The organism is Delftia sp. NA_296.1 (assembly GCF_052692095.1).
The window spans coordinates 56,257-79,674 of the sequence record NZ_JBQZGF010000003.1; the positions used below are offsets into that span (position 1 = coordinate 56,257).

Genomic DNA, 23,418 nt, shown 5'->3' on the forward strand with positions numbered 1-23,418 from the left:
TGCCATGCCCACCAGCCACAGCACCGCTTTCTTCCACCCCCCCGTCCTCCCCGCCGTGCGCAGCATCGGCTGGAAACACCCCCTGAGCTGGCTGGCGCGTGGCGCGCGCGACATGGCCAGGGCGCCCTGGCTGAGCTTGGCACATGGCCTGGTCTTGACCTTGATCGGGTTTTTGATCTTGACGCTGGGGCACAATCGCTTTTGGCTGATGGCCGGGGCCCTGTCGGGGTTCCTGATCGTCGGCCCTGTCGTGGCAACCAGCCTCTACGCCATCAGCCGTGCGCTGGAGCGTGGCGAGGTTGCCGATCTGTCCCTGGTGCGGCGCACCTGGACGCGCTGGCAAAACTGCCATGTCGCCAAGGCCGATGGGCAGGGCGGCTACTGGTGCCTGGTGCAGTTCGGGCTGCTGCTGTCGCTGGCGGCCACGGGCTGGGTGCTGGTGTCGGCCTCGCTGATCACCGTGCTCTCACCCGTGCGCATCGCCACCCCGGCGGATTTCGTGCAGCACGTGGTGCTGGCCCGCGACGGGCAGTTGTTTGCGATATGGCTGGCGCTGGGCAGTTTTCTGGCAGCGCCTATTTTTGCGTCCAGCGTGGTGGCCATGCCGCTGATGCTGGACAGGCGGGTGACGGTGCGCCAGGCCGTGCTGACCAGTTGGTTGGCCGTGCTGGCCAACCCTGTGCCTCTGGCACTGTGGGCCGCCCTCATTGTGTTGTTGACCCTGCTGGGCCTGGGCAGCTGGCTGCTGGGACTGGTGGCCGTGATGCCCCTGCTGGGGCACGCGAGCTGGCACGCGTACCGCGATCTGGTCGATTCGTCGGCCTTCCCGGCGCGTTGAGCCGGGCGGGCCCGGACCGGCCGGGCCTGCAGGGGAGGATGTAGGACGGTGTTGTCGTGATATTCGGGTATACAGAAGAACAGATCGCCCATTTCTTCCTCACCTATGGCGTGGGGGCCTTCATCCTCTTCATGGTGTTCATCATCCTGCAGCTGGCGCGCCAGTCCAAGGCAGGAAAGTTCGGCACCTTCGTGATCTTCCTGGGCCTGGGCGTGGGCTTTGTGGGCTACATCGCCAAGATCGTCATCCAGTGGTGGATGGAGAGATGACGCCGCAGGCGTCACACCCATGAGCTGGACGGACTACTACCGCTTTACCGAGGGACGCAAGATATCTCCCCTGCTGGTGCAGGCGCTTGACGCGTTGGCGGGTGATACGGCAGATAGAGCGGCCATCGATCTGGGCTGTGGCGCGGGCCATGAGTGCCGCGTGCTGCTCAATACCGGCTGGCGCATCCACGCCATCGACAGCGAACCTGCGGCCATCGAGGGCTTGCGCCCCCTGGCATCGCAGGCGTCCGGCGCTTTGACGCTGCAGGCTTGCCGTTTCGAGGATCTTTCCTCCTTGCCTGCAGCGCATCTGATCCACGCTGGACTGAGCCTGCCCTTTTGCCATCCTGAGTACTTCGATGCGTTTTGGTCGCTGGTGCGTTCTGCGCTGCGTCCGGACGGTGTGTTCGCCGGTCATTTTTTCGGACCGCGCGACGCCTGGGCCGATTCGCAGTCCATGAGCTTTCATTCGCGTGATCAGGTCTTGCGCCTTTTGGATGGCATGGAGCTGTTGGCCTTCAATGAGTTCGATGGCATGGCCCCCAGCATGCGAGGCCCCAAGCACTGGCATCGCTTTGATGTCGTGGCCCGCAAGCCGGTGTCGTCGTAGTGCGGCGTTACTCGGCCTTGGCCCCCGCAGCCTTGATCACCGGGTCCCAGCGCTTGATTTCTGCGGCGGTGTGCTGGCGCAGGGCGTCGGGGGTGAGGCGGTCTGCGGGCGGGATGATGACGCTCATGTCCGTGAAGCGCTTGACCAGGGCGGGCTCGGCCAGGGCGGTGCGCAGCGATTTGTTGAGGCGCTCGATGACGGCCTGGGGCGTGCCTCGCGGAGCGTACAGGCCGTGCCATACGGCAAGCTCGAAGCCGGGTTGGCCAGCTTGCGCGAAGGTGGGCACATCGGGCAGGGAGGGCAGGCGTTCGCGCGTGGCGACGGCGTAGCCCTTGAGCATGCCCGCCTGTATGTGCGGGCCGGTGGCCACGGGCTGGTCGCAGATGACATCGACATTGCCTGCCACCAGGTCCTGCAGGGCCGGGCCCGTGCCACGGTAGGGCACCAGGGTGGCTTCGGTGCCGGTAGTCTGCAGCAGCAGCATGGCGCACAGGTGGGAGGTGGCGCCTACGCCGGCATGCGAGAAGCGCACTTCGCCCGGTTTGGCCTTCATGTGGGCGATGAAATCCGCCAGCGTGGCGGGCGCAAAGCCTTTGCTGCGCACCAGGATCATGGGTACGTCGCCTGCCAGCGCGATGGGTTCCAGGTCGCGCCTCACATCGAAAGCGAGCTTGCTGTAGAGCGCGGGCGCCGTGGCAATGCCCATGTTGTGCAGCAGCAGGGTGTGGCCGTCGGCCTGGGCACGTGTGACGCGGCTGGTGCCGATGGTGCCACCGGCGCCGCCCAGGTTCTCGACGATGACCTGCTGGCCCAGGTCGCGCGTCATGGCCTCGGCCAGTACACGGGCCAGCACGTCGGTGGAGCCTCCGGCCGCGTAGGGAACGACGATGGTGACGGGCTTGTTGGGGAAGGCCAGGGCGGCAAGGCTGGCCGCTGACAGCGCGGCGGCGAGAAGGGTCTGGGCAAAGGGATTGCGGATGAGGGGGCGCATGGGTTTGTCTCCTGGAGGCGCGTGCAGGGGCCGCCGGCTCTGTGCGGCCGGTTGTCGGTGGCGTGTTTGGTGGCGTGAGGCAGGAAGGCAAGGGCCGCGTGCGGCCCTTGACGACGGCGAGACGGCGCAGGCTCAGGCCGGGGCCACGTACCTGTACAGCTCGGTGTGGTCGGCGGCGGGTCCCAGGGACCTGGAGGCGTCGGCCGCCATGGCGCTGACCTGTTCGGCCAGTGCCATGGGCGTGTGCATGGCCTGGCCCAGCGACAGGGCAATGCCCACGTCCTTGGCCTGCAGCGCCAGCGAGAAGCCCGAGTTGAAGGCGCCGTTCAACATGAACTGGTGCGCCTTGTTTTCGGTGGTGTTGTTCTTGCCGGTGGAGGCATTGATCACGTCCACGATGGTGGCCGGCGCAATGCCGAAGGCCGCGCCCGCATGGATGGCCTCGGCCGTGGCGATCAGGGCCGCTGCCGAGACATAGTTGTTCAGCGCCTTGAGCGCATGGCCCGCGCCCACGGGGCCGACATGGGTGATGGCCTGGCCCATGCGCTGCAGCAGCGGCAGGTGCTGGGCTAGCAGGTCCGCATCGCCCCCGACCATGATGGACAGCGTGCCCGCAATGGCGCGCTTGACGCCGCCGGAGACCGGCGCATCCAGCAGCCCGATGCCGCGCTCGCCCAGCAGGCCGGCCAGCGCACGCGTGCGGTTGGGGTCGGCAGAGCTCATGTCGATGATGCAGGCGCCGGGCGGCAGGTGCGGTGCCAGTTCGCCGACCACGGCATCGACGATGCGGGAGTCGGGCAGCATGGTGAAGACCACGCTGCAGCCGGCAAAGTCGGCCGCGCCGGATGCCACGGCCACGCCCGCATGCTCCTGCGCGAATCGTGCGGTGGCGGCGGGCACGGCGTCCCGGATGACCAGGGCGTGCCCTGCGGCGTGCAGCAGGTGGGCCATGGGCTGGCCCATCATTCCGAGGCCGATGAATCCTATGGTGGTCATGCTGCGTGCCTCAGATGTCCATCTCTTTGAAGACTTCCGAAGCCACGCGGAAGGAGTCGATGGCGGCCGGCACGCCGCAGTAGATGGCGGTCTGCAGGAAGACCTCCTTGACCTCTTCCTTGGTCAGGCCGTTGTTGATGGCGCCGCGCACATGCAGCTTGAGTTCATGCGGGCGGTTCAGCGCCGTGATCATGGCCAGGTTCAGGAAGGAGCGCGTCCTGCGGTCCAGGCCGGGGCGGTTCCAGACATCGCCCCAGCAGTACTGGGTGACCAGCTCCTGCATGTCGATGTTGAAGTCCGTGGCGTTCTGGATGGACGCATCGACATACTCGGCGCCCAGCACCTCACGGCGGGTGGACAGGCCCTGGTCGAAGAGGGCGGGGTTCTTGGGTGCATAGGCTCGGGTCATGAAAACTCCTGATGGAAGGCAGTGAGGGTGTCTTTCGGTGGAGTGGATTTAATCAGATTGTCAGACAATCCTACTTGATGAAAATCGGGATTGCCTGCCGCGCCAGGTGTGTGTATGACAATCCGTCAGTCCGTCCGGCCCCTGGATTGGCGGGTAGGATTCGTCCCATGAACCAGATGCTGCGTGTCCCCCGCGAAGAAACGTCGCTGCGCCTGCGCACGACGCAGACCCTGCGCACGGCCATCCTCGATGGCGTGTTTGCGCCGGGCCAGAAGCTGTCCGAGCGCGAACTGTGCGAGAGCCTTGATGTGAGCCGTTCGTGCCTGCGCGAGTCGCTGCAGCACCTGCAGGCCGAGGGGTTGATCACCATCGTTCCGCACCGTGGCCCCGAGGTCACGGACATCTCGGTGCAGGAGGTGCGCGATATCTACGAGGTGCGGGCCAGCCTGGAGGGCCTGGCCAGCCGGGGCTTTGCGCTGCATGCCTCGGCAGGCCAGCGCGCCGCGCTGCGCGCCAAGCTGGGCGAGCTGGCCGTGCCCGCCGTGGCCAGCGACAAGGTGGCCCTGCTGGCGATCAAGAACCAGTTCTACGACATCCTGATCGAGGGCTGCGGCAATCTGGTGGCCGGCCAGATGCTGCGGCAGCTGAACAACCGCGTGACAGTGCTGCGGCGCATCTCCATGTCCCAGCCCGGGCGCCTGCCGCAGACGCTGGCCGAGCTGGATGCCATCGTGGCGGCGATAGAGCAGGGCGACGCGGACCAGGCCGCGCGCCTGAGCGCCGAGCATGTGCAAAAGGCCGGCCAGGGCGTGTTGCGCGCCATGGCCGAGAAGGCTGGCCCGGCCAGCTGATGCCGGGGCCTGTGCCTGGGGGTGTCAGTCCGTGTGCGCTCAGTCCGGCTTGACCTGGGCGCGCTTGAGCACCTTTTGCCAGCGTGCCTGCTCGGTGGCAATGAACTGCGCGAACTGCTGGGGCGTGCTGCCGATGGGCTCGGCCGCATCGCCCTGCAGGCGCTTGAGCGCGTCGGGCGCCTTGACGGCCTTGGCGCATTCGGCAGCCAGCTTGTCCACGTGGGCTCGGGTCATGCTGGAGGGGGCGAGCATGCCGTACCACTGCGTCATCTCGAAGCCCGGGAAGCCCTGCTCGGCCACGGTGGGCACATCGGGCAACTGGGGCAGGCGCTGGGTCGATCCCGTGGCGATGCAGCGCACCTTGCCCGCCTTGATGAAGGGCAGCAGGGCGGCAGCGCCGACCGAGGCAGCGTCCAGCCGGCCTGACATCAGGTCCGTCATCATCGGCCCCGTTCCGCGATAGGGCACGTGCAGCATGAAGATCTCGGCCGTCATCTTCAGGTACTCGAAGGCCAGGTGCCCGGCACTGCCATTGCCGGCCGAGCCGTAGCTGAGCTGGCCGGGCTTCTTCTTGGCGTAGGCGATGAGTTCGCGCAGGTTCTTGACCGGCACATCGGGGTGGACCACGTACAGGCTGGGCACCTTGGCCAGCAGGCTGACGGGCTGGAAGTCCTTGTTCGCGTCGTAGGGCAGCTTGTCGAAGATGTAGGGATTGACGGCCAGCGTGCCGATGTGGCCCAGGATGACCGTGCTCTGGTCATCGGCGCGCGCCACTTCCTGCATGGCGATGTTGCCGGCCGCGCCGGGCTTGTTGTCCACGAAGACGTTCTGGCCCAGGGTCTTGGACAGCTCGGCCGCCGTGGAGCGCGCCACGATTTCCGAGCTGCCGCCCGGCGCAAAGGGCACGACAAAGCGGATGGGACGCGTGGGCCAGGCGTCCTGCGCCAGCGCGGCCGCAGGCAGCAGGCCCGACAGGGCCATGGCGCCCGTGCCGGCCAGCAGTTGGCGGCGGCCGAGCGGGGGCAGGTCTGCGTGGTGAAGAAAGTCGCGCGAAGGCATGTCTGGTCTCCTGGCTATCGTTGTAGTGAATGGGCAGCGGATGCGGCGCCAGCGATGGTGGCGCCGGCGGCTGTCAATCTGCTGTCAAACCAGGGTCTGCAGGCTACGGAGATACCCGGGGGATCAGGCTTTTCCCTCGGCACCCAGGGCCTGGCCGATGGCCTCGGCCGCCTGCAGGCCGCTGCGCACGGCGCCCTCGATGGTGGCCGGGTACGGTCCATCCACATGGTCGCCGCAGGCCCACAGGCCGTGGCCCAACTCCATGCCGGGGCGCTGCAGCTGCGGCAGGCAGGCGAAGGTGGCGCGCTTGTCGATCACGGTGCGCAGCGCAACCAGTCCATGCCAGCCCAACTGCGCCTGGGCCTGGGCCAGCACCTGGGCCTGCAGGGTTTCGCGGTCCGATGCGCTGTCGCTGATGACGAAGGCCATCAGGCCCTGAGGGCCGCCGAGTTGCCCACGGTCGAAAACGAATTGCGCAGGCGCATCGGGCGTGGAGCGCAGCGCCAGCCAGGGCGCGCCCGGGGGCAGTGTGTGTGAGGCGTCAAAGGCCTGCGCATAGACGGTGGCAATGGGGCGGTGCTGCAGGTCCTGGGCCAGTTGCGCCCAGCGCTGCAGGGCTATGCCGTCGCGCGCAGGCAGGCTGTCGTGCTCGGCGGCGGTGAGTGCCAGGCGCGCCGCCTCGGGCGCGGGGCAGGCCAGCAGCACGGCGTCGAAGGGCGCATCTTCGGCCTGGGCTGCGCCCAGCGTCCAGTGCGGTCCCTGGGGCTGCAGTTCGGCCACGCGGCTGCCAAGGCGCACGGCGTGGCCGCGCTCTTGCAGCCACTGCGCGGCCGGCGCCGGGAACAGGCTGCCCAGGTCACGGCGCGGCACCAGGAAGTGCGAGCCGCCACGGCCGCTGAACAGCGCATCGCGCAGCACGCGAAGGAACACCGTGCCGCTGGCCAGGTGAATGGGCGTGTTGAGCGCCGAGATGCACAGCGGGTCGATGAACTCGCTGACCAGGCGCTGCGGCAGCCCGGCGCACAGGTCGGCCACGGTGGCCTGCGGCGCGCAGCGAAAGCCCGCCAGCCGCCAGCGCACGGCACGCGCCAGCAGGGCTGCACGCTCGCCCAGGCTCCAGCCGCGTGCGGTGGCAATGCCGGCCAGCGCATCCAGCGGCGCAGGCCAGTCGGGAAAGCGCAGGCCGCTGCCATCGGCATAGGGCAAGGCCATGGGCTGGCGGTGCAGGGCCTGTTCAGGGTCCACGCCCACCTCGCGCATGAGGCGCAGGCTTTCGGTGTACGCACCGATGAGGATGTGCTGGCCGTTGTCCACGCGCAGCGGGCCCTGTGGCGTGTCAAGGTCCATGCCGCGCGCACGGCCGCCGGGCTCGCGTGCGGCCTCGTGCAATGTGATGTGCCATCCGCTGCGCGCCAGCGTGAGGGCGGCCGCGAAGCCGGCCCAGCCGCCGCCGAGGATGGCTGCGCGCGGCTGAGCGGCGCGCGGCACAGAGGTGCGCGGCTTGTCCTTGGCGCTGTCTCTGCTCACCGCGCCATGCGCCCCAGCGCCTGCATCTTCCAGGCCAGCCACAGCTTGCGCAGCGGCGGCAGGCTGATGCGCTGGTGCAGCACGCGGAAGTCGTCGGCCTCGATCTCGCGCAGCAGGGTGCGGTAGATGCTGGCCATCATCAGGCCGGGCTTTTGCGTGCGGCGGTCGGCGGCGGGCAGCAGGGCCAGGGCCTCGTCGTAGAGGCGGTGGGCGCGCTCGGCCTGAAAGCGCATCAGCGCGGTGAAGCGGTCCGAGTATTCGCGCTTGGTGATTTCATGCGCCTTGACGTCGAACTGCTGCAGCTCGCTGATGGGCAGGTAGATGCGTCCGCGCATGGCGTCCTCGCCCACGTCGCGGATGATGTTGGTCAGCTGGAAGGCCAGGCCCATCCTGTGGGCGTAGGCCGTGGTTTCTTCCTGTGTCTGGCCAAAGATGCGCGCGGCCACTTCGCCGACCACGCCTGCGACCAGGTGGCAGTAGCGCGCCAGGCCCTGGAAGTCCAGGTAGCGGGTCTGCTCCAGGTCCATGCGGCAGCCGTCGATGACCGCCTGCAGGTGGCGCTCCTCGATGGCGTAGACCGGGGCGTGCGGCATGAGCGCCCGCATCACGGGATGGGAGGGCTTGCCTGCAAAGGCCTGGTGCACTTCGTTTTGCCACCAGCCGAGCTTGGTGGCCGCCACGCCGGGGTCGGAGACTTCGTCCACCACGTCGTCCACTTCGCGGCAGAAGGCATAGAAGGCTGTGATGGCGGCACGGCGCTCGCGCGGCAGGAAGAGGAAGGCGTAATAAAAGCTGCTGCCCGAGGCGGCAGCCTTGTCTTGGACGTACTGATCCGGATTCATATGGGGCGGGATTGTCCCATGGACGGCTTGGGGCCAAAGCCTGGGTGTCGCAACGGCCTGCCCGCCATCACATGCGCAGGGCGCGCCACAGCAGCAGCGGGGCATCGGCCTTGCCGACGGTGGGGCGGCGGTAGAGGCTGGCGCCCTGCAGCGCATCGACCTTGTCGAGAATGCGCAGCCCGCCCTGCACGACCAGGCGCAGTTCCCAGCCGATGCGGCCCGGCAGGCGGTGCACCAGCGGTGCGCCGGACTGCATCAGGGCGCGCGCCCATGCCGACTGCTCGGCCAGCAGCGCGCGCACGGCAGGGGTCAATGCAGCGGGCTCGGCGCGCAGGTCATCACGCTGCACGCCGTGGGTGGCGCAGTCGGCATCGGTCAGATAGTGGCGCCCGCGTGGCAGGTCCACGCTGAAGTCCTGCCAGAAATTGATCAACTGCAGGGCGGTGCAGATGGCGTCGCTTCGGGTGAGCGATTCGGCATCGTCCACTCCGTACAGATGCAGCAGCAGCCGGCCCACGGGGTTGGCCGAGCGGCGGCAGTAGTCAAGCAGCTCGGCGCGGTCGGCGTAGGTGGTGCCGGATTCGGTCTTGCGCACGTCCTGCGCGAAGGCGCTGAGCAGGTCGTCCATCAGCGCCAGCGGCAGCTGGTGGGCGCGTACTTGCGGTGCCAGCCCTGCAAAGACAAGAGGCCAGGCCGTGCGGGCGAGCGTGGAGGCCTCGCCTTCGGTGCCCAGCGCCATCAGGTCGGCACGGTAGGCGGCCAGCGCGGCCAAGCGCTCTGGCGGCGTGGCATCGCCCTCGTCGGCCAGATCGTCTGCAGTGCGTGCGAAGTGGTAGAGCGCGGCAATCGGCGGGCGCAAGCGGGGCGGGCACAGCCAGGACGCCACGGGAAAGTTCTCGTAGTGCGTGACCGGGGCGGGGGAGGCGGGCAGGGTGGGAGCGGTGGACTTCACGGTGGCCGATTGTCGATGCTGCGCGCAAGGCCATGCATTTCACTTGACGGGCTCAAGGGCTTCTTCTAAATTACTAACCCGTCAGTCAGTAAACGGCGCCAGCCAGCTGCCGCGGCATGTTGCCCGGATCTTGCAGCCCGCAGCCGCTTTTCGCACCAGCCCTCCCGGATCCACATGCCCGACTTGCCATCGAACCCTGCCGCGCCCGCTTTGCCGCGCCATCTTCTTCTTGCCCCTCTGTGCCTGGCCGCCGCGCTGGCGCTGGGCGCCTGCTCCAAGGCCGAGCCGCCGCCCGAGCCGGTGCGCGCCGTCAAGCTGCTCACTGTAGGCGTGGGCGCGCTGGACACGCAACTGGAGTACGCGGGCGAGGTGCGCGCGCGCATAGAGTCGCGCCTGGGCTTTCGCGTGGCCGGCAAGCTCGTTCGCCGCGAGGTGGAGCTGGGCCAGCACGTGCAGGCAGGCCAGTTGCTGGCGCGGCTCGATGCCAGCGACTACCGGCTGGGAGCTGACGCCGCGCGCGCCCAGGTTGCGGCCGCGACCACGCAGCGCGATCTTGCCGCCGCCGATGTGAGGCGTTACTCGCAGCTGAAGGCACAGAACTTCATCAGCGGTGCGGAGCTGGAGCGGCGCGAGGCCACGCTCAAGTCTGCCCAGGCCACGCTGGACCAGGCCAAGTCGCAGCTGGCATCGCAGAGCAATCAGGAGTCCTATGCCCAACTGCTGGCCGATGTGCCCGGCGTGGTGACCGGCATAGATGCCGAACCCGGCCAGGTGGTGTCGGCCGGATCGCCCGTGGTGCGCATTGCCCAGGACGGCCCGCGCGACGTGGTGTTCGTGGTGCCCGAGGACAAGCGCGGCGCCATCCGCGTGGGCCAGAAGGTGAATGTGCGCCCCTGGTCGGCCGGCATGCAGCCGCTGCAGGGCCAGGTGCGCGAGGTGGCGGCCAGTGCCGATCCGGTCACGCGCACCTACCAGGTGAAGGTGGCACTGCCCACTTCGGACGCAGCCGCCGTGCCGCCGCTGGGCGCCACGGTCCACGCATTGCCCGAGGGCATGGGTCCCACGGGCCAGCCCGTGATCAAGCTGCCCACCACCGCGCTGCGCCAGGAAGGCGGCGGTGGCCAGGGCACGGCCGTGTGGGTGTTCGACGCCGCCAGCAGCACGGTAAAGCTGCAGCCCGTGCAACTGGCCACGGCCGATGGCAACGAGGCCGTGATTGCCGCTGGCCTGACGCCCGGCATGCAGGTGGTGGCCGCCGGTGTGCATGTGCTCACGCCAGGCCAGAAGGTCACGGTCTATCAGGACCGTTATGACAAGGCCCCGCAGCCGGCACAGCAGCGACCGCAACAGACACTGCCTGCACAGGCGCCTGCCGCCGCAGGCGCTGCGCCCAGCGGAGCGGCCCAATGAGCGGGCCCAAGCACAAGGCGCCGCAGGGCGGGCATTTCAATCTTTCGCGCTGGGCGCTGGACCATGTGGCGCTGACGCGCTATTTCATCGTCGTGCTGCTGCTGCTGGGCTTTGCCTCTTACTTCCAGCTGGGGCAGGACGAGGACCCGCCCTTCACCTTCCGCGCCATGGTGGTGCGCACCAACTGGCCCGGCGCCACGGCGCAGCAGATGGCCGAGCAGGTCACCGACAAGATCGAGCGCACGCTGCAGGAGGTGCCCTACGCCGACAAGATCAGCAGCTACTCCAAGCCCGGCGAGTCGATGATCATCTTCCAGCTCAAGGACAACTCGCGCCCCGGCGATGTCCAGCAGCTGTGGTACACGGTGCGCAAGAAGATTGGCGACATGCGCTACACCCTGCCGCAGGGCGTGCAGGGGCCGTTCTTCAATGACGAGTTCGGCGATGTCTATGGCGTGATCTACGCCCTGCAGGCCGACGGCTTCAGCTACGCCGAGCTCAAGACCATGGCCGACGATGTGCGCCAGCGCCTGCTGCGCGTGCCCGATGTGGCCAAGGTCGAGCTGTTCGGCGTGCAGGACGAGAAGGTCTACATCGAGCTGTCGCAGCGCCGCCTGTCGCAGCTGGGCCTGGACATGAACCAGGTGCTGGGCCAGCTGGGCCAGCAAAACGCCATCGAGGGCGCAGGCGTGCTGCAGACGCCGCGCGAGGATGTGCAGGTGCGCGTGGCCGGCCAGTTCCTGGCGGTGGACGAGCTGCGCGCCATGCCGATCCGCGGCGCATCGGGCGCGCAGCTGCGCCTGGGCGATATCGCCGAGATCCGCCGGGGCTATGCCGATCCGGCCAATGTGAAGGTGCGCCACCAGGGCCGCGAGACGATTGCGCTGGGCGTGTCCATGACCAAGGGCGGCGACATCATCCGCCTGGGCAAGTCCCTGCGCGGCGCCGTGGGCGACATCGCGCGCACGCTGCCGGCCGGCGTGGAGCTGGCCAACATGCAGGACCAGCCCAAGGCCGTGGCCGACTCGGTCAACGAATTCCTGCAGGTGCTGATCGAGGCCGTGGTGGTGGTGCTGGCCGTGAGCTTCATCAGCCTGGGCCTGCACAAGCGCGAGGGCCACCAGCCGCTGTGGAAGCGCTGGTACATCGATCCGCGCCCGGGACTGGTGGTGGCCATCACGATCCCGCTGGTGCTGGCCGCGACCTTCCTGGCCATGTGGTACTGGAACATCGGCCTGCACAAGGTGTCGCTGGGCTCGCTGATCATCGCGCTGGGCCTGCTGGTGGACGATGCCATCATTGCCGTGGAGATGATGGTGCGCAAGATGGAGGAGGGCTACGAGAAGTACCGCGCCGCCACCTTTGCCTACGAGATCACGGCCAAGCCCATGCTGACCGGCACGCTGATCACGGCGGCGGGCTTCCTGCCCATCGGCATGGCCAAGTCCATGACGGGCGAGTACACCTTCGCCATCTTCGCGGTGACGGTGATTGCGCTGGTGCTCAGCTGGTTCGCCTCGGTGTACTTCGTGCCCTACTTGGGCATGCTGCTGCTCAAGCGCCCGCCGCACGCGGCCACGCTGCCGCCCGAGGTGGCCTCGGGCGAGGTGCCCATCGAGGAGACCAACCTCAATGCCTCGTCGGCCGAGCATGAAGTCTTCGACAGCCCGTTCTACAACCGCTTCCGCCGTGCGGTGAACTGGTGCGTGACGCACCGCTGGCTGACCATCGCCATCACGGTGCTGGTCTTCGCGCTGGGCCTGGTGGGCATGTCGCGCGTGCAGCAGCAGTTCTTCCCGGATTCCAGCCGGCCCGAAGTGCTGGTGGACATCTGGTTCCCCGAGGGCACGTCGCTGGCCGCCAACGAGGCCGTCACGCGCCGCGTGGAAGAGCGCTTCATGCAACTGGACGGCGTGCGCACGGTCAGCGAGTGGGTGGGCTCGGGCGTGCCGCGTTTCTACCTGCCGCTGGACCAGGTGTTCCCGCAGAACAACGTCTCGCAGTTCATCTTGGTCGCCCAGGACCTGCCCACGCGCGAGCGTCTGCGCAAGGCGCTGCCGGCGCTGCTGGCCCAGGAGTTCCCCGAGGTGCGCGGCCGCGTCAAGCTGCTGCCCAACGGGCCTCCCGTGCCCTATCCGGTGCAGTTCCGCGTGTCCGGCACCGATCCGCAAAAGCTGCGTGCCTATGCCGACGAGGTCAAGCAGGTCATGATCGCCAACGCCGACATGCGCGGCGTCAACGACAACTGGAACGAGTCCGTCAAGGCCGTGCGCCTGGAGGTGGACCAGGACAAGGCGCGCGCCCTGGGCGTGAGCAGCCAGGCCATCGCACAGGCGGCCCGCGTCATGCTCAGCGGCTCCACCGTGGGCCAGTTCCGCGAGGGTGACAAGCTCATCGACATCGTGCTGCGCACGCCGTATTCGGAGCGCGACGCGATCACCGACATCGCCAACGCCTACCTGCCCACGGCGTCGGGCAAGTCGATCCCGCTCACGCAGATCGCCAAGCCCGTGATGGTCTGGGAGCCCGGCGTGATGTGGCGAGAAAAGCGCATGTTCGCCATCACCGTGCAGGGCGATGTGCGCGAGGGCCTGCAGGGCGCAACGCTGACCCATGCGCTGCTGCCGGGCCTGCGCGAGATCGAGGCGCGCTGGCACGCTGCGGGCGACACGGCCTACCGCATCGATGTGGCCGGCGCCGTGGAGGAAAGCTCCAAGGGCTCGGATGCCATCGTCGCTGGTGTGCCCGTGATGCTGTTCCTCACCTTCACGCTGCTCATGCTGCAGTTGCGCAGTGTCAGCCGTTCACTGCTCGTGTTCATCACCGGGCCGCTGGGCATTCCCGGCGTGGCGGCGGCGCTGCTGCTGCTGGGCCGGCCCTTCGGCTTCGTGGCGCTGCTGGGCGTGGTGGCGCTGATGGGAATGATCCAGCGCAATTCGGTGATCCTGATCGACCAGATCGAGACCGACCGTGCGCGCGGCGTGCCGGCCTGGGACGCCATCATCGAAGCCGCCGTGCGCCGCCTGCGCCCCATCGTGCTGACGGCTGCCGCCGCCGTGCTGGCCATGATCCCGCTGTCGCGCAGCGTGTTCTGGGGCCCCATGGCCGTGGCCATCATGGGCGGGCTGATCGTGGCCACGGTGCTGACACTGCTGGCGCTGCCGGCCATGTACGCCGCCGTGTTCCGCGTGCGCCGCGAGCCCACGCATTGAGGCGGCGAAAACGCAGAGGCCGCCGCTCAAATCCGGGGTATGGCAATCCACCCCGCAATTGCGGCTAGAATCTGCGCCCTGACCTAGGAGCCGCCGCGCAGGCGGCTCCCCCAAGAACCAGCGCGGGTGGCGAAATTGGTAGACGCACCAGGTTTAGGTCCTGACGCCAGCAATGGTGTGGGGGTTCGAGTCCCCCCCCGCGCACCACGCACCAACGCCGCTCAACTGCGGCGAACACTGCTCAAGCCCGCTTCCTGTAGAGGAGGCGGGCTTTTTTTCTGGGTTCTGGGGGCAAAACGGAGCGGGTTGAAACCGGCACAAAACAGCGCAAAATCACATCACAATCCCGCGCAGATCCCGCTTGTGATCCCGTGCGGGCTGCAGGAGGTGGGATGGCGTATTTCCGGAAGGTGAAGAACGGCTGGCGGGCCGAGGTGGAGCGTGCGGGTATTCGGCGCACCGCCACGCGGGCGACCAAGGCCGAGGCGCAGGGCTGGGCCGTGGCCGAGGAGGCGGCCATTCTGGCCGGGGCGCGCGGGGAGTTTCCGCGGCGCACGCTGGCCGAGGCGGTGGAGCGCTATCGGCGCGAGGTCACCGACAAAAAGACGGCCAGCACGGCGCGGGCCGACCATTTGCGCTTTGATGCCTGGCTGCGCGAGTTTCCCGAGCTGGCGGCCAAGGTGTTCCACGAGATCACGGGTGACGACCTGGCGCGCTGGCGCGATGCGCGGCTGCAGCAGGTCTCTGGCGCCAGCGTGCTGCGCGAGGCGCAGCAATTCCGTCCGATCTGGACTCTTGCGGTCAAGCAGTGGAAATGGGTGGGCAAGAGCCCCTGGCCGGAGATCAAGCTGCCGGCCAAGTCCCATGCGCGCCGGCGCACGGGGCAGTGGAGCGAGGTGCGGCGCATGCTGCGCTCGGCCAATGTCTCGCCACGCCTGGCGCCTGTCACCGCCATGGAGCAGACGGCCTGGACCATGCTGGTGGCCCTGCACACGGCCATGCGCAGCGGCGAGATCCTGCGCATGGGCCGCAGCAATGTGGATCTCAAGCGCCGGGTCTACCACCTGCCGCACCACAAGACCGAGGCCAAGGTGGGCGAGCGCCGTGTGCCGCTGACGCGTCGTGCCGTGCGCCTGCTGCGCGTGCTGGACGCCGCCGCCGAGGCTGCGGGGCGCGACGCCTACTGGACCATCAGCGACGCCAGCCGCGACACGCTCTACCGCAAGCTGCGCGACCGGGTGATGGTGGAGGGCCTGCGCTTCCATGACCTGCGCGCCACGGCGCTGACCTGGCTGAGCAAGCGCGTGGATGTGATGACGCTGGCCCGCATCAGCGGCCACGTGGATATCAACGAGCTGTTCAATACCTATTACCGGGAGACGGCCGAGGACATCGCGGCACGGTTGTAGGCAGGATGGCTGCCAGGAATATCACTCCAATATGATATGTTGACAATATTATTCTGGAGTGATAATTTCAATTCATCATCTTGAGATGATATTTTGAATGCCCTGGCCAGGAGAACACCATGGACCACCTGTTGCAACTACCCGATCAGCTTGCGCTGCACCTGAAGTCGCTGCGCAAGGCCGCTGGCGTGAGCCAGGCCCAACTGGCACAGCGGCTGGGCGTGTCCCAGTCACGTGTGGCAGCGATAGAGCGTGACCCGGCCGCCATCAGCGTGCGCCAGCTGATGGAGATCCTGCAGCTGCTGGATGCGGATCTGCTCATGCGGCCCAGGGCGGATGCGGTGGCTTCTCCTGCGTCTGCACCTGTGCCTGTGCCTGCTGCGTTGAAGGTGGCCGAGCCAGCTCCACAACCGTACGCGGGTGACAACGGGCTCCGCAAGCCCGCCGACCGCCCCGTGGCCTTCAAGCCGCAGGCGCTGCCGCCGCACTGGCAGGACCGCAAGCCGAAAGGGTCCTGGTGATGGCAGCGCTGGGCGTCTGGATGAATGGGGAGCGGGTGGGCACCTGGGAGGTCACGCGCACGGGCCGCCATGTGTTCGCCTATGACCCGGCCTGGCCGCAGAGCGCGCATGCGCGGCCGCTGTCACTGTCCATGCCCTTCACGCGCGACCTGACGGTGGCGGGCGAGGTGGTGGCCCATTATTTCGACAACCTGCTGCCGGACGGCGAGGGCACTCGCCGGCGCATTCACCAGCGCTTCGGGCTGCGCGGGATCGATGCGTTTTCGCTGCTGGAAGCCATTGGCCGCGATTGCGTGGGTGCCGTGCAGCTGCTGCCCGAGGGGGCCGTGCCCGAAGGGTTCGACCAGGTGCGCTTCGAGCCGCTGAGCGAGGCGCAGATTGCCGAGCACCTGGCCAGTCTGGGTGGCGGGTTTGGTGCGCTGGAGGTGGACCAGGAGTTCCGGCTGTCCATTGCCGGTGCGCAGGAGAAGACGGCGGTGCTGCGCCATGGCGGCCAGTGGTGCCGCCCGTTGGGTGCGACGCCGACCACGCATATCCTGAAGCCGGCCATCGGCGTGGTGCCGCACTGGCACTACGACCTGAGCGAGTCAGTGGCCAATGAGTGGCTGTGCGCCCGGCTGCTGGCCGAGCTGGGCTTTGCCGTGGCCGACAGCAGCATCGAGAGCTTTGGCGGGCAGCAGGTGCTGTGCGTGGAGCGCTTCGACCGCGCCTGGACGGCCCAGGGCTGGATTGCGCGTCTGCCCCAGGAAGATTTCTGCCAGGTGCGCGGCGTTGCCAGCGCCAACAAGTACGAGACCCATGGCGGGCCCGGCATGCTGCAGTGCCTGCAAGTGCTGCAGCATGGCAGCGAGCCTGCCCAGGATTGCGCCCGCTTCGTGATGGCCCAGCTGGCGTTCTGGCTGCTGGCGGCCACGGACGGGCATGCCAAGAATTTCTCGGTGTTCCTGCAGCCGGGCGGCGGCTATGAGATGACACCGCTGTACGACGTGCTGTCGGCCTGGCCCATCATCGGTCACGGCCACGGCAAGATCGCCCGCCAGCGCGCCAGGATGGCCATGGCCCTGCCGGGGCGCAGCCGCCACTACCGCCTGGCCGAGATCCAGCGCCGCCACTGGAAGGCCTTGGCCGAGACCACGCGCATCGCAGGCCTGTGGGAGAGCATGGTGGAGATGGTCGAGGCGCTGGACGGCGCCATCGACCGGCTGCAGCCGCGCCTGCCGGCCAGCGTGCCGCAGCCTATGGCCCGGCAGATCTTCGACGGGGCGCGCGACCAGGCGCGGCGCTTTCTGCTTAGGGGTGATCACTGAGCCGTATGGGTGGCTGGCTCAGTGCCGCGATGTTGCTGTGCATCGAATTCTGACAATGGCATGGCTGCCATCTGTCGTGCGACTTCCCGGCGCTTGATGTGTGTGCTTATCGGAAGTATCACAGACGGATTGGGGATGGCGCTGGGAGAGATAGTGCGGTTGATCTCCGTCACTGCTGAAAATACGTGGCCACATTCGAAGTTGCGGCACTGGAATATGGTTTCCCGGCTGGTGTTGGTCAATTGCAAGCTGGTGCGTGTGTACGCGTGTTCATTGCAGTGTGGGCACATCATTCGCATGGGTCATGTTCCTTTCGAGGCCAGTTGACGGTATGAGCGGCTGCTCAAAAGCAGGGCTTATGGGATGCCAGGCTTCCTGGTCTTGGGGCGAGCACTTGCGTTGCACGCATACGGGCGTAGCCGCCTATCCAGGCGTCCAGCGTGATGCCCATGCTTTCGAGGCCCTTTGGACATTGCTTTTCACCATCGATGGCAATCTGTTGGGCAACGCGGTAGGGCATGTCATGCAAGGCCTCCTGGATGAACTCGGCGACCCAAGGCGGTCCGTAGTTTTCCAGCACGTAGGCATCCAGGTACTCGGCGAGATACTGCTCGTGGCCTTCGCTGCTGGCATGGCTGGATGCTGCCGTGTGGGCCCAGCAGGCTGTAGACGCGTTTGCTTTCATGGCTGTCTGCAATCGATGTGACAAGGCGAGGTGGGTGTGCGTGGTTGCGAGAATCGATGCCTTTAATATACCTTAAGGTTCTGTTTTTGATGGTTCTTTGGGTATTGTCCTTTGGGTATTTGTGGGTATTGTTGACAAAAAAACCACCCCTGAGGGTGGCTTGGTAGTCTTTTGTGCGGGTTAGTAGACTTTGCTTTCCCAGGCGCGCAGCACCTTAGCCAGGATCTGAAGGTTCATGCCGGGTTTGATGTACCACTCCCGGTATTTCTTGTTCTCGCTGATCACCAGAATGCCCTCACCGGGAATTCGCTGAAGGCGCTTGATAAAGCCTTCTCCGTCGACCGAGAAGAAGTAGACGCCATCGAACTCGCACTCCCTGACGCCAGTGTCCACCAGGAGCGGATCGCCTGGATTGAACATCCCCAGCATGGAGTCTCCAAAGCCCGTCACGATGGCCAGGTTGTCATAGGACGTCACGTAGGGGAGGTTTTTCTGGGCCCACTCACTGTTCACGCTCCAGCTGTTGATGACGCCGGGCTGGTCTCGCAAGACCAGTCCGCCGCCCATGGCGCCACCTGTGGAGTACTGTCGAATCACTATTTCGTCTCGTGTGAGTTTCTTGTTGGTATTTTCCACCAGGTCGGGGGTGTGCTTTAGAGCTGCGGCTGCCTCATTGGGTGTCATTTCCCAAAAACCGCGCGGCAGATCGAATGCCGTCCGCGTGGCTTCCATCAACTCTTGCCCAATTCCTTTGGCGCCCTTCTTGTCTTGAGGGTAGAAAAGTCGGTTGACGTAGCTTGCGTCCTTTCCTATGGCGCGTGCCATCGCGGCCCGATTGCCTTGGGTGAATTCCGAGCAGACGATTGTAAGAAGTTGTTGCAGGCGTGTGTGCTGATCCATGGTCTGATTTTCGCGTTGAGTACCTGTAGGTACAAGATACCTTTGGGTATCTTTTTGTAGGTTCCTTGGGTATCATGTGCTGCATGAACCCATTCAAATTGTTTTTTTGTGAGCTGGATCGTCGCGAGCGTGCCGAGTTCGCCGAGCGGTGTGGCACCACGCCAGGGCTGCTGAGCAAGCTGGTCTATGGCGGCGGGAAAGTGGAGTTGGGGCTGGCTGACGTGATGGTGGCTTTGGGGGACGGCAGGTTTTCCCTGGATGCGCTGCCATTGACCGAAAGGGCTCGTTTCCAGAACGAAGCTCGCTCGATAGGCCATGGGAGGTGCGCATGACAAGCCAATGCAATGCCGTTCTGCCTGATCCCATGGTGCCCTGTGACTGTGATCTTTCCGACTTTCCGTTCATGCCACTGGATGTCGCCCGGCTGAGGGATTCGGACCTGGCGGCCAACGAGACCCCCGATGCATGCTGGGCCGCCGTGCTGCTGTGGTCTGCCGCCTGGCACCAAGTTCCCGCTGGCTCCATGCCGGACAACGATGCCTGGATCGCGAAACAGGCGGGCTATGCCCTGCGGGGACGTATTGACCCCAAGTGGAAACGCGTGCGTGAGGGAGCCATGCGAGGCTGGGTGCTATGCAGTGACGGACGCTACCACCACGCGGTGGTAGCGGAGAAGGTTCGCGATGCCTGGAGTGCCAAGTTGCTGCAGCGTTGGCGCACCGAATGCAGCCGCATCAAAAAGCACAACGACAGGCACGGGACAGATGTGCGCCGTCCATCGTATGAGGAATGGATAGATTGCGGCCGTCCCACCGGACAGGTGCTGTCCATGTCCGGGGACGGTTACGCATGTCCGGGGGAACAAGATGACAGTGTCCCTGGGGACAGTGCTCCGGTGTCCCGTGGAGGCTGTGTTGCGGTCTCTGCGGAAAGCGCCTCCAAGGGACAGGGAAAGGGAAAGAGACAGGGACACCCTGATGTTCGCTCCAATCCTGGCGGTTCGATCCGCCAGCCCGTTCCTGCCAGCGACTGCAGCGAGATCATTTTCGGCTATGGGCTGTCTCTGCTGGTCAACTCGGGTACGCCGGAAAGACAGGCACGGTCCTTCCTTGGCGGGTTGCGCAAGGTCCATGGGGACGATGCGTTGATCGACAGGCTGCGTGCCTGCGCCCAGGCCAGGCCGCTGCAACCGCTGGAATGGCTGGCTGCCGCACTACCGCCACCGACGAGGGCCGCTATTCGTCGCTCCGTCCCCGTGGGCAGGCACGGCGCAGCCTACGCGGCCATCATGGAGGCGTAGGCATGCAGAGCATTTCCGCCCTGTCGTCCGTTGCGATAACGGGAGAGCTCCGGCAGCAGGCCGCGAGTTCCGCCGTGAAAAACCTGTTCCTGGTCATGCAGGGGTCCTACGGTTCGCTGTTTCTGAGCAAATTCGCCACAGGCGTTCTGGATGATGGCGGGCGAGATCTCGGGGTCCGCGCGGCCATGCGTGTCTGGAGTGCAGCGCTGGCGAAATACGACTCCAGTGTGATTGAAACTGCCGTGGCCCGACTGCCTGCGGCCCATCCGGATTTCCCGCCGCATCTGCCTCAGTTTGAAGCGCTGTGCCGTGCCGCCACCCCGCGCAGCACACATGCCGAGTTGCAGGGGTGGACTCGTCTGCCAGCACCTGGTGCTTCGCCTGTCCGTGTGCAACTGGTGCCTGTAGGCGATGGCAAGGACTGGGCGCGCCGCATCCTGGCCCGAATCCGGGCCGGTGACCAGACCGTCACCCGCGCAGTGCTTCGCAATGCCATGCAGGCCATGGGCATGGATGGGTGGCCGCGATGAATGTCCAGACTTGTCCGAATGCCCCCCACAGCCTATCTCCATCGTCCTGACGTCCCTGCCTGCTGCGCCGTGGCACCAATCTTCCCCTTCCGTGCCCAGAGCCGCCCGTTTCCCAGCCTTCCATTGAAAGGGTAGAACCTTGAATTCCACGCTTTTTCGCAACAACGTATTCCAGTGGCCTGAACGGCGCGGCCCGGTGTGCGCCATCCATGCCGGATCGGCTCGTTGGTTGCCACATCTGAGCCTGGCTGAAGCCCGTGCAGGAAAGGTCTGAACGTATGGGAGACGAAGCGATCAACTGGCTGGCGGGGCAACTGCAAGGCCGAAAGGATGGCAGGCCCAGGAATCACAACCCTCGCCCAGCCGGAGTCGTGCGCCCAGGCAGTGGTACGGACGCATTGTTGCGCCATCTGCAGCAACTGCCGGACCGCTGGTTCTTCCATTGCGAACTGGTGCTGGCGCTAGGGCGTTCAAAAGGAGAGATCGATTGGGCGCTGCAGTACCTGACGGGGCGGGGCCTGGTCCAAGCCAGGCTCACCGAATTGCCCGGGCGCAAGCCTGTTCTGCGCTACCGACTGATCTGCGACCGTCGCGAGGTGCCTGCGAATTCTTCGGGCCTGCCTGATGGCGCGTCCCAAGCCTGACAGGTTCGCAGGCATGAAAACGCTAATCTCCAACACCGTCCTTTCCGGGGGGGAGCAAATCTCCTCCTCCCGTCAGCACAGCAGCACGCAGGAGCGGCATCGTTGCTTTGCACGGGAGTACGTTGCATCGGGTTTCAATGCCACGCGGGCGGCAGTCGCCGCAGGCTACAGTCCATCCTCTGCGGCATCTCAGGGCGCCAGGCTGCTGAAGGATCCACGGGTGCAGGACTATGTCAGGGAGTGCAGCCAACGCGTCGCGGAGCATGCCGAGATTCGGGCCGAGGAAGTGGTGCGCCGGCTCCATGAAATGCTGATGGCCGATCCGCGCGATCTGGTCGAGGTTCACGTATCGTGCTGCCGGCATTGCTACGGAGCCGCCCATGGCTACCAGTACACGCTGTCCGAGTACAACTCCAAGCGTGAAAAGTGGATTGATGCCGGCAAGCAATTTCAGGACTTTCCCGAGCTCGGCGGGGTGGGCTACGAGGCCCACCGTCCCCCCCTGGCGGAGTGCCCTGAGTGTTTTGGCGCCGGCCTGCCACGCACGGTCGTCAAGGACACGCGCGGCCTTGGGCGCGGTGCGCTGGCGCTGTTCGGTGGCGCAAAGGAAGGCAAGTACGGCACGGAGATCAGCCTCCGCAGCCAGTTGGATGTGATAGAGAAACTGATGCGCTATCACGGCCTGTACCAGCGGGACACCGCTCAGAAAAGCATGGGCATGGGGCACTTCGAAGTGCATTTCATTGAGCCACCCCGGCGCAGTGACGATCCTCGCGAGGAGCGTGCATGAGCACCATGTCTGATGAATTGCCGATGCTCGCGCTCGACAGCCTGCCTTCGGGCGAGCCTCCTGATTTTGCAGCCGATTATGAGGTCGAGCGCTCGCGCGTCACCGTCGAGTTCCCGCTCAAGCTCAGGCCGCTCTTCGAGCCGCGGCGGTTCAAGGTCATGTACGGTGGCCGCGGAGGGGCGAAGTCGTGGTCCGTTGCCATGGCCTTGCTGGTGCTTGGCAGCAACCGCCCCTTGCGCATCCTTTGTGCCCGCGAGGTGCAGAAGTCCATGCGCGAGTCTGTGCATCGCCTGTTGCAGGACCAGATCGAGGCCCTGGGGTTGGGGGCGTTCTACGAGGTGCTGGGTACGGAAATCCGCGGAGCCAACGGAACACTGATCCTGTTCGCAGGCCTGCAGGCCCATACGGTGAACTCCATCAAGTCGTTCGAGGCGATCGATATCGTCTGGGTGGAGGAGGCGCAGGGCGTCAGCGCGGGCAGTTGGGAGGTGCTGGTACCCACCATTCGGCGTCCAGGATCCGAGATCTGGCTGACGCTCAATCCTGGCCTGGCCAGTGACCCAACCTATGACCGCTTCATCACCCATGCGGATGGTGATACTTGGCTCTGCGAAATCAACTGGCGCGACAACCCATGGTTTCCCGATGTGCTGGACAAGGAACGGGGACGCCATTTCAAGCGTGATCCAGACAGCTATTGGAACATCTGGGAGGGCCGTCCCAGACGCAGCCTGGCTGGTGCCATCTACGCCAAGGAGGTGGAGCGCCTGCACAACGACGGCCGCGTTTGCCCCGTCCCCTGCAATCCCAGGTTGCCCGTGCATACTGTCTGGGACCTGGGATGGGCCGACGACATGGCGATCGCTTTCGTGCAGCGCACGGCCGTGGACTTTCGGATCATTCATTTCATGCAAGGCCACCAGAAGACCTTGGAGTGGTACGTGCAGGAGATGGAAAAACTCCCCTATCTATGGGGCACAGACTTCCTCCCGCACGATGGCGCGCATGGAGATTTCAAGACCGGGCAGACTTCGCAGCAGATCCTGCAGGATATGGGCCGAGAGGTCGAGGTGCTCGAGCGATTCGGGCTGGAGGCCGGCATACGGATGGCGCGTGGCATCTTTGCCCAGGCCTATGTCGATGCCGGCAGGTGCGCCCAATTGCTGGATTGCCTGAGCCGGTATCGGCGCCAGATAGACCCCCGAACCCAGGAGCCTGGCGCGCCGCTGCATGACGACGCCAGCCACGGCGCAGATGTGTGGCGCTATCTGGCCATGGCCCTGCCGCGCATGGATAACGCGACCCAGGGCGCGATGAGGAATCGGCGGCGCGGAGGCGGCATGGCGCGTTGAGACCGTGCCAAGCC

At 66.2% G+C, this 23,418-nt stretch carries 25 protein-coding genes and 1 tRNA gene; 16 read left to right on the plus strand and 10 right to left on the minus strand.

Annotated elements, in window-relative coordinates; all coding sequences use genetic code 11:
- The first annotated feature begins 4 nt into the window (after positions 1 to 4).
- The 3 genes from ACUTR7_RS08050 to ACUTR7_RS08060 are packed head-to-tail and all read left to right on the plus strand — an operon-like array spanning position 5 to position 1,717.
- The gene (locus ACUTR7_RS08050) at positions 5 to 838 is read left to right on the plus strand and encodes a DUF2189 domain-containing protein (RefSeq protein WP_445608546.1); all 834 of its coding nucleotides are present in this window, start codon (positions 5 to 7) and stop codon (positions 836 to 838) included.
- Between the two features lie 56 nt (positions 839 to 894).
- Complete coding sequence (locus ACUTR7_RS08055; RefSeq protein WP_046240878.1) at positions 895 to 1,107, plus strand: DUF2788 domain-containing protein; 213 nt, start codon at positions 895 to 897, stop codon at positions 1,105 to 1,107.
- Positions 1,108 to 1,126: 19 nt separating this feature from the next.
- The gene (locus tag ACUTR7_RS08060) at positions 1,127 to 1,717 is read left to right on the plus strand and encodes a class I SAM-dependent methyltransferase (protein WP_445608547.1); all 591 of its coding nucleotides are present in this window, start codon (positions 1,127 to 1,129) and stop codon (positions 1,715 to 1,717) included.
- A 7-nt stretch (positions 1,718 to 1,724) separates the two neighbouring features.
- On the opposite strand, the gene ACUTR7_RS08065 is transcribed toward ACUTR7_RS08060, so the two are convergent.
- The 3 genes from ACUTR7_RS08065 to ACUTR7_RS08075 form a co-directional block, all read right to left on the minus strand.
- Positions 1,725 to 2,708, minus strand: a complete 984-nt coding sequence (locus ACUTR7_RS08065) for a tripartite tricarboxylate transporter substrate binding protein BugD (protein WP_445608548.1) — start codon at positions 2,706 to 2,708, stop codon at positions 1,725 to 1,727.
- Between the two features lie 132 nt (positions 2,709 to 2,840).
- On the minus strand, positions 2,841 to 3,704 hold the full coding sequence (locus tag ACUTR7_RS08070) for an NAD(P)-dependent oxidoreductase (RefSeq protein ID WP_047218330.1): 864 nt from the start codon (positions 3,702 to 3,704) through the stop codon (positions 2,841 to 2,843).
- 10 nt (positions 3,705 to 3,714) lie between these two features.
- Positions 3,715 to 4,113, minus strand: coding sequence for a carboxymuconolactone decarboxylase family protein (locus ACUTR7_RS08075; RefSeq protein WP_012204485.1), 399 nt, complete (start codon positions 4,111 to 4,113; stop codon positions 3,715 to 3,717).
- A gap of 167 nt (positions 4,114 to 4,280) precedes the next feature.
- Between ACUTR7_RS08075 and ACUTR7_RS08080 the strand changes: the two genes are divergently transcribed.
- The gene (locus ACUTR7_RS08080; protein WP_034391668.1) at positions 4,281 to 4,964 is read left to right on the plus strand and encodes a GntR family transcriptional regulator; all 684 of its coding nucleotides are present in this window, start codon (positions 4,281 to 4,283) and stop codon (positions 4,962 to 4,964) included.
- A 39-nt stretch (positions 4,965 to 5,003) separates the two neighbouring features.
- Here ACUTR7_RS08080 and ACUTR7_RS08085 read toward each other — a convergent pair whose 3' ends face one another.
- From ACUTR7_RS08085 to hpnC, 4 genes are all read right to left on the minus strand, one after another.
- A complete protein-coding gene (locus ACUTR7_RS08085) occupies positions 5,004 to 6,023 on the minus strand; it encodes a Bug family tripartite tricarboxylate transporter substrate binding protein (RefSeq protein ID WP_099751390.1) in 1,020 nt (339 codons plus the stop codon).
- Between the two features lie 123 nt (positions 6,024 to 6,146).
- Entirely contained in the window at positions 6,147 to 7,550 is a 1,404-nt protein-coding gene (gene hpnE / locus ACUTR7_RS08090) for a hydroxysqualene dehydroxylase HpnE (protein WP_445608549.1), read from the minus strand.
- Positions 7,547 to 8,392, minus strand: coding sequence for a presqualene diphosphate synthase HpnD (gene hpnD, locus ACUTR7_RS08095; RefSeq protein ID WP_445608550.1), 846 nt, complete (start codon positions 8,390 to 8,392; stop codon positions 7,547 to 7,549). Before hpnD ends, hpnE begins: the two co-directional genes overlap by 4 nt.
- A 67-nt stretch (positions 8,393 to 8,459) precedes the next feature.
- Positions 8,460 to 9,344 carry a squalene synthase HpnC gene (gene hpnC, locus ACUTR7_RS08100; protein ID WP_445608551.1) on the minus strand — a complete coding sequence of 295 codons (885 nt, stop codon included), beginning with the start codon at positions 9,342 to 9,344 and terminating at the stop codon, positions 8,460 to 8,462.
- A 174-nt stretch (positions 9,345 to 9,518) separates the two neighbouring features.
- Here hpnC and ACUTR7_RS08105 point away from each other — a divergent pair, with 174 nt between their 5' ends.
- The 6 genes from ACUTR7_RS08105 (at position 9,519) to ACUTR7_RS08130 (ending at position 17,203) form a co-directional block, all read left to right on the plus strand.
- Complete coding sequence (locus tag ACUTR7_RS08105; RefSeq protein WP_445608552.1) at positions 9,519 to 10,754, plus strand: efflux RND transporter periplasmic adaptor subunit; 1,236 nt, start codon at positions 9,519 to 9,521, stop codon at positions 10,752 to 10,754.
- Positions 10,751 to 13,966 carry an efflux RND transporter permease subunit gene (locus ACUTR7_RS08110; protein ID WP_096915775.1) on the plus strand — a complete coding sequence of 1,072 codons (3,216 nt, stop codon included), beginning with the start codon at positions 10,751 to 10,753 and terminating at the stop codon, positions 13,964 to 13,966. Before ACUTR7_RS08105 ends, ACUTR7_RS08110 begins: the two co-directional genes overlap by 4 nt.
- Before the next feature lie 120 nt (positions 13,967 to 14,086).
- Positions 14,087 to 14,173, plus strand: a tRNA-Leu gene (locus ACUTR7_RS08115).
- A 185-nt stretch (positions 14,174 to 14,358) separates the two neighbouring features.
- Positions 14,359 to 15,375, plus strand: a complete 1,017-nt coding sequence (locus tag ACUTR7_RS08120) for a tyrosine-type recombinase/integrase (RefSeq protein WP_445608553.1) — start codon at positions 14,359 to 14,361, stop codon at positions 15,373 to 15,375.
- 119 nt (positions 15,376 to 15,494) lie between these two features.
- Positions 15,495 to 15,896: a helix-turn-helix domain-containing protein gene (locus tag ACUTR7_RS08125; RefSeq protein WP_445608554.1), complete on the plus strand. Its 402-nt coding sequence runs from the start codon at positions 15,495 to 15,497 to the stop codon at positions 15,894 to 15,896.
- Positions 15,896 to 17,203 (plus strand): type II toxin-antitoxin system HipA family toxin, encoded by a 1,308-nt coding sequence (locus ACUTR7_RS08130; protein WP_445608555.1) that lies wholly within the window; start codon positions 15,896 to 15,898, stop codon positions 17,201 to 17,203. Before ACUTR7_RS08125 ends, ACUTR7_RS08130 begins: the two co-directional genes overlap by 1 nt.
- Here ACUTR7_RS08130 and ACUTR7_RS08135 read toward each other — a convergent pair.
- The 3 genes from ACUTR7_RS08135 to ACUTR7_RS08145 all read right to left on the minus strand — a co-directional run bounded on the left by ACUTR7_RS08135 (position 17,197) and on the right by ACUTR7_RS08145 (position 18,788).
- Positions 17,197 to 17,502, minus strand: coding sequence for an ogr/Delta-like zinc finger family protein (locus tag ACUTR7_RS08135; protein WP_082848190.1), 306 nt, complete (start codon positions 17,500 to 17,502; stop codon positions 17,197 to 17,199). The genes ACUTR7_RS08130 and ACUTR7_RS08135 overlap by 7 nt on opposite strands.
- A 44-nt stretch (positions 17,503 to 17,546) precedes the next feature.
- Positions 17,547 to 17,888 (minus strand): hypothetical protein, encoded by a 342-nt coding sequence (locus tag ACUTR7_RS08140; RefSeq protein ID WP_207443826.1) that lies wholly within the window; start codon positions 17,886 to 17,888, stop codon positions 17,547 to 17,549.
- Between the two features lie 180 nt (positions 17,889 to 18,068).
- Positions 18,069 to 18,788: a S24 family peptidase gene (locus tag ACUTR7_RS08145; RefSeq protein WP_013803304.1), complete on the minus strand. Its 720-nt coding sequence runs from the start codon at positions 18,786 to 18,788 to the stop codon at positions 18,069 to 18,071.
- An 83-nt stretch (positions 18,789 to 18,871) separates the two neighbouring features.
- Here ACUTR7_RS08145 and ACUTR7_RS08150 point away from each other — a divergent pair, with 83 nt between their 5' ends.
- The 6 genes from ACUTR7_RS08150 (at position 18,872) to ACUTR7_RS08175 (ending at position 23,404) form a co-directional block, all read left to right on the plus strand.
- The gene (locus ACUTR7_RS08150; RefSeq protein ID WP_445608556.1) at positions 18,872 to 19,120 is read left to right on the plus strand and encodes a hypothetical protein; all 249 of its coding nucleotides are present in this window, start codon (positions 18,872 to 18,874) and stop codon (positions 19,118 to 19,120) included.
- Positions 19,117 to 20,088 carry a DUF1376 domain-containing protein gene (locus ACUTR7_RS08155; RefSeq protein WP_034391688.1) on the plus strand — a complete coding sequence of 324 codons (972 nt, stop codon included), beginning with the start codon at positions 19,117 to 19,119 and terminating at the stop codon, positions 20,086 to 20,088. The genes ACUTR7_RS08150 and ACUTR7_RS08155 overlap by 4 nt, the downstream gene beginning before the upstream one ends.
- Positions 20,089 to 20,090: 2 nt before the next feature.
- Complete coding sequence (locus ACUTR7_RS08160; RefSeq protein WP_445608557.1) at positions 20,091 to 20,618, plus strand: hypothetical protein; 528 nt, start codon at positions 20,091 to 20,093, stop codon at positions 20,616 to 20,618.
- A 401-nt stretch (positions 20,619 to 21,019) separates the two neighbouring features.
- Complete coding sequence (locus tag ACUTR7_RS08165; RefSeq protein WP_231890530.1) at positions 21,020 to 21,262, plus strand: hypothetical protein; 243 nt, start codon at positions 21,020 to 21,022, stop codon at positions 21,260 to 21,262.
- Positions 21,263 to 21,275: 13 nt separating this feature from the next.
- Complete coding sequence (locus ACUTR7_RS08170; protein ID WP_445608558.1) at positions 21,276 to 22,052, plus strand: terminase small subunit; 777 nt, start codon at positions 21,276 to 21,278, stop codon at positions 22,050 to 22,052.
- Positions 22,049 to 23,404: a PBSX family phage terminase large subunit gene (locus ACUTR7_RS08175; RefSeq protein WP_013803299.1), complete on the plus strand. Its 1,356-nt coding sequence runs from the start codon at positions 22,049 to 22,051 to the stop codon at positions 23,402 to 23,404. Before ACUTR7_RS08170 ends, ACUTR7_RS08175 begins: the two co-directional genes overlap by 4 nt.
- The last annotated feature ends 14 nt before the right edge of the window (positions 23,405 to 23,418 follow it).